Source organism: Methylocapsa sp. S129 (assembly GCF_009765995.1).
Lineage (GTDB): Bacteria > Pseudomonadota > Alphaproteobacteria > Rhizobiales > Beijerinckiaceae > Roseiarcus.
The window spans coordinates 1-5,409 of record NZ_LMUI01000049.1 but is presented as its reverse complement, the minus strand read 5'-3'; the positions used below and the strand labels follow the sequence as shown (position 1 = coordinate 5,409).

General features: G+C 61.0%; 5 protein-coding genes and 1 pseudogene. All 6 read left to right on the top strand.

Annotation, left to right across the window (positions count from 1 at the left end; genetic code table 11):
- Nucleotides 1-357, top strand: a 357-nt coding sequence (locus tag GSQ90_RS27715) for a hypothetical protein (protein WP_158818223.1), incomplete at its 5' end; no start/stop codon positions are given.
- A 51-nt stretch (nucleotides 358-408) separates the two neighbouring features.
- Nucleotides 409-1,302: a 3-keto-5-aminohexanoate cleavage protein gene (locus tag GSQ90_RS27710; RefSeq protein WP_158818222.1), complete on the top strand. Its 894-nt coding sequence runs from the start codon at nucleotides 409-411 to the stop codon at nucleotides 1,300-1,302.
- A gap of 11 nt (nucleotides 1,303-1,313) precedes the next feature.
- Nucleotides 1,314-2,324, top strand: a complete 1,011-nt coding sequence (locus GSQ90_RS27705; protein ID WP_158818221.1) for an L-carnitine dehydrogenase — start codon at nucleotides 1,314-1,316, stop codon at nucleotides 2,322-2,324.
- Between the two features lie 259 nt (nucleotides 2,325-2,583).
- The gene (locus tag GSQ90_RS27700; protein WP_158818220.1) at nucleotides 2,584-4,152 is read left to right on the top strand and encodes an ABC transporter substrate-binding protein; all 1,569 of its coding nucleotides are present in this window, start codon (nucleotides 2,584-2,586) and stop codon (nucleotides 4,150-4,152) included.
- Nucleotides 4,153-4,191: 39 nt separating this feature from the next.
- Nucleotides 4,192-5,139, top strand: a complete 948-nt coding sequence (locus tag GSQ90_RS27695; RefSeq protein ID WP_158818219.1) for an ABC transporter permease — start codon at nucleotides 4,192-4,194, stop codon at nucleotides 5,137-5,139.
- An 8-nt stretch (nucleotides 5,140-5,147) separates the two neighbouring features.
- Nucleotides 5,148-5,409 (top strand): annotated as a pseudogene (locus GSQ90_RS27690) (ABC transporter permease); the annotation flags it as partial.

Sequence of the window (5,409 nt, the reverse complement as noted above, 5' to 3'; positions counted from 1 at the left end):
GTGGGGACCACAGGCCAATCCGGAGAACTGGATCTCCAGCGCCATTGGCATGGGGCCATACCAACAGCTAACGCGATAAGAGCCAGCAAAAGCTTTCGGAAAAATGGAATTTCTGGTAGGGTTGCGATGGGTCGTCGCGCGGATTTTCACAAATCTCTTGCGGGCAATCGACGAAATTTATTTTTTCCCATTTTTCTCTTGCAAGCCTTTGAAATCGCACAATCTCACTCTTGCAAAATTTGGCGCGCCGGAAAATTGCTGAACCTTTTCAAGGATCCAAAAAAGCGCGGTTTTGACGCTGGCGTGCGTTTTGCTTTCTCTTGTCGCCGGACTAGTCTGTCGGCGGCGCTGGTCTGACCCCGGCGTTTCCCTCGCCTCACAGGCCTTGCAGCCGACGGAGATCCCGACATGAACCACGAGGTCTTCATAACCTGCGCCGTGACCGGCGCCGGCGACACGCTCGGCCGCCATCCAGGCGTGCCGACGACCCCCAAACAGATCGCCGAGGCCTCGATCGAAGCGGCGAGGGCAGGGGCGGCGATCGCCCATATCCATGTGCGCGATCCCGAGACCGGCAAGGCGGCGCGGAGCCTGCATCTCTACCGGGAGGTGGTCGAACGCATCCGTTCCTCGGGCGTCGACGTGGTGATCAATCTCACCGCCGGCATGGGAGGCGATATTGTGTTTGGAGCCGGCGAAACTCCCTTGCCGCTCAATCCTGAGGGCACCGATATGGTGGGGCCGAGCGAGCGGCTCGCCCATGTCGCGGCGCTGTTGCCTGAGATTTGCACGCTCGACTGCGGCACCATGAATTTTGCGCTCGGCGATTATGTGATGACCAACACGCCGGCGACGCTGAGGGCGATGGCCAAGAAAGTGCAGGAGCTCGGCGTCAGGCCGGAGCTCGAGGTTTTCGACACCGGCCATCTCGTTTTCGTCAAGCAATTGATCAAGGAGGGGTTGATCGACGATCCCTGCATGATCCAATTGTGCATGGGCATCGCCTATGGCGCTCCGGACGATCCGTTGACCTTGATGGCGCTTGTCAACCAGGTGCCGCCCGGCGCGATCTTCAGCGCTTTTTCGATCGGCCGCAATCAACTTCCCTATGCCGCTATGGCCGCCATCGCCGGCGGCAATGTCCGCGTCGGGCTCGAAGATAATTTGTTTCTCGATCGCGGCGTGCTGGCGTCCAACGGACAATTGGTCGAACGCGCCGCGACCATCGTCACGGCGATGGGCGCGCGCGTGCTCGGGCCGGCCGAGGCGCGCGCAAAGCTGAAACTGCGTCTGCCGAACTGAGGGGTTTTGTGATGACCAAACCGCAACGGATCGGTCTTGTCGGCGGCGGCGTCATTGGCGCCGGCTGGGCGGCCCGCTTTCTCCTCAACGGTCATGACGTCTCGATCTTCGATCCGGACCCCGAGATCGGCCGCAAACTCGAATTGGTTATTGGCAATGCGCGCCGGGCCCAGATCAAGCTGTTTCCCGGTCTGTCGCCGCCTGAGGGCCGGCTGACGATCGCCGCCTCCGTCTCTGAGGCCGTGGCCGACGCCGACTTTGTGCAGGAGAGCCTGCCCGAGCGCGAAGACCTGAAGCAAACCGTGCTTGCCGCCATCGAACAGGCGACGCGGCCGGAAGTGGTGATCGCCTCCTCGACCTCCGGCCTGTTGCCGACGCGGCTCCAGTCCGCGATGGCGCATCCCGAGCGTTTCGTTGTCGGTCATCCCTTCAATCCCGTCTACCTCTTGCCTCTGGTCGAAGTCTGCGGCGGCGAGAAGACCAGCGACGCGGCCAAACAGGCGGCGATCCAGCTTTACGCCGCCATCGGCATGCGTCCGCTCCATGTCAGAAAGGAGATCGACGGCTTCATCGCCGACCGGCTGCTCGAAGCGCTCTGGCGAGAAGCGCTCTGGCTGGTGAAGGACGGCATTGCGACGACGGAGGAAGTGGATGACGCGATCCGCTTTGGCGCGGGACTGCGCTGGTCTTTCATGGGAACGTTTCTCATCTACAGGATGGCGGGCGGCGAGGCGGGCATGCGCCATTTCCTGGCGCAATTCGGCCCGGCCCTGAAACTGCCATGGACAAAACTGGAAGCGCCCGAACTCACCGACGAATTGATTGACCTCGTGTCGGCGCAATCGGACGATCAGGCGGCGGGCGTCTCGATCCGCGATCTCGAAATCCAGCGCGACGACTGTCTGATCGGCGTTCTCTCCGCCCTGCGCGCCGCCGAGTTTGGCGCCGGCAAGGTCGTCGAGGATCATGCCCAACGGTTGCGTGGCCAGATGGCGTCGCCGACGCCGGTCGACGGCGGTTGACCGACGAGAGGCGCCGATCGCCAAAACAATCGTTCCCGCAACCCAAACGCATCGCAAAGCGGCAGGCCGCCTTTTTCTTGTGCCGGCAAGCTCAATCTCGATCCAGAGAAAATGTGGCCCTTACCCCGGAAAATGAGGTTCCCGAAAAACCCCCAAGCGTATTGCGCTTTATAAAACAGCCGTTGATAATGACTTGGCTCAACGTCCCCGGGAGGGACGAAACGCTCAAGCCGGAGCAGCATCGCAGGAGACTGAGAGCATGACCGACAACAAGATGAAGCGAAACAGCGCATCGGGATTGATCATCGACCGCCGCGAGCTGATGGCCGGCGCCGCGGCGCTTGGCCTTAGTTTTGGCATGCGCCCGGCCTTTGCCGACGAGGCGCCCAAGAAGGGCGGCACGCTGAAGATCGGCATGGAAGGCGGCACCGCCTCCGACAGTCTTGACCCTCGCACTTATGCGGACTCAATCCCGATTTCCTATGGCTGGCAGATCTGGAACGGTCTCGTCGAGGTCGACGCGAAGGGCGACGCGGTCGGCGAACTGGCCGAAAGCTTCGAGGCCAAGCCCGGCGCGACGACGTGGATATTCAACATCCGCAAGGGCGTCACCTTCACATCGGGCAAGACGCTGGACGCCGACGACGTCATCTATTCGCTCAACCTGCATCGCGGGGAGACGAAGTCCGGCGCCAAGGATCTTCTCAGCGGCATTTCCGATATCAAGAAGAACAACGCCAACCAGATCGAGATCACGCTGAAGAGCGGCGACGCCGGGCTTCCTTACGTTTTCGCCGATTATCATATCTTGATTGTGCCCAACGGCTTTACTGACTTCTCCAAGCCCGACGGCACCGGCGCCTTTGCGCTCGAAAGTTTCGAGCCGGGGGTGCGCGTTCTCACCAAAAACAAGGGCAATTATTGGAAGCCGGGGCGCGGCAATTTCGACAGCATCGAATTGCGCTATATTCCCGACTCGGCGGCGCGCGTCCAGGCGCTGATCTCCGGCCAGATCGACGCGGCCAATCGCCTCGACGCCAAAACGGTCGCCTTTGTCATGAAGGCGCCGACCGTAAATGTCGTCAGGACCAAGGGCACCGGCAACCGCTTCGCGTTTGTGGCGCATTGCGACGCCGATCCCTACACCAGCAACGATATTCGCCTCGCCCTCAAATACGGCATCGACCGTCAGAAGATCGTCGACACCGTCTACAAGGGCTTTGCGACCGTCGGCAACGACACGACGGTTCCTCCCTCCATGAAATATTTCGCCAAGGATGTTCCCCAGCGACCCTACGATCCGGACAAGGCGGCGTTCTACTTCAAGAAGGCCGGCATGGCGAATGCGACGATGGAGCTTCAGGTTTCCGAAGGCGCGTTCTCCGGCGCGACCGACGCAGCGGTTCTCTACCAAGAGGCCATCAAGAAGGCCGGCATCGATCTCCAGGTCAAGCGCGTTTCAGGCGACGGCTATTGGGATAATGTCTGGCTCAAGGCTCCGTTCTGCGCGGTTTATTGGGGCGGTCGCCCCACCGCCGACAACCAGCTCTCGCAGACTTTCCTGTCGTCGGCGAACTGGAACGACACGAACTGGAAGCGTCCGGCGTTCGACAAGCTCATTATCGACGCTCGCGCGGAGCTGGATGAAGCCAAGCGCACCCAGATGTATGCGGACGCACAGAAGATGATTGTCGACGACGGCGGCATGGTCTGCTTCGCCATTGGCGACTATCTCGACGGCTATGGCAAGAAGGTCATGGGCACGGCGCCCCATCCTCACTACGATATGTGCGATCAGCGCATTGCCGAAAAGGGCTGGTTCGCATGATATTGTCGGTTCGTTCCTCCCGAGCGTAAAGGGTCGCCCGTGCTACGTCTCATCGCAACACGGGCCGGCCTCGGGGTGCTGACCTTATTCGCGGTCTCGGTGCTAATTTTCGTTTGCACCCAGATCCTTCCTGGCGATGTCGCCGCCGCTGTCCTTGGCCAGCAGGCGACGCCGGACGCTTTAAGGGTGTTTCGGCACGAACTCGGTCTCGACCAACCCGCTTATGTCCGGTATTTCGCGTGGCTGTTGGGCGTGTTGCATGGAGACTTCGGCCGCGCATTGACGAACCAGCGCGATATTATGGAGGAGCTCTGGCCGAGGTTCGTGAATACGCTGTTCCTCGCCGGCTATTCCGCCATCATCTCGGTTCCCCTCGCGGTTGGCCTTGGCATCCTCGCCGCCATCCGCGAAGGGCGACCGTCTGACCGGATCGCCAACATTCTGACGCTGATCGCCATTTCTTTTCCAGAGTTCTTCGTCGGCTATATCCTCATTCTCCTATTCGCCATTACTTTCCCTGTGTTCCCGTCGCTGGCGACCGTCTTTCCCGGGATGGGCGTGGGCGAACGGTTCTATGTCGCAACCTTACCGGCATTGACGCTGACTCTGGTGGTTCTCGCGCACATGTTGCGGATGACCCGCAACGCCGTGCTGGCGATCATGTCGACGCCCTATGTCGAAATGGCCTTTCTGAAGGGGCTGTCGCGCACGCGCGTCGTGTCCCGGCATGCGCTGCCGAACGCGGCGGGGCCGATCATATCCGTCGTCGCCCTTGACCTCGCTTATCTCGTGGTCGGCGTCGTGGTGGTCGAGAATGTTTTCGTCTATCCCGGCGTCGGGCAATATATGGTTGACGCCGTCACCAAGCGCGACGTGCCCGTGATCCAAGCCTGCGGCCTGGTCTTCGCCGCTGTTTTTGTGGTGCTGAACACGCTCGCCGACATCCTCGCCATCCTGCTCAATCCGCGCTTGCGGCGTCGACGGTAAGGAAAGCCATGACCATCTACGGACATCGAGCGCCGCTGACCGCCCAGATCGGGTTGGCGATCGTCGCGATCTATCTGTTCATCGCCATTTTCGGGCCGTGGTTTGCGCCCTATGGCCAGTCTCAGTCAGTCGGCGACACCTGGGCGACGTCGTCGGGGCAAATGTGGCTCGGCGCCGACCAGATCGGTCGCGACATGCTGACACGTTTGATCTATGGCGCGCGCACGACGATCGGCATCGCGGCGGCCACGACGGCCTTGTCCTTTTTTA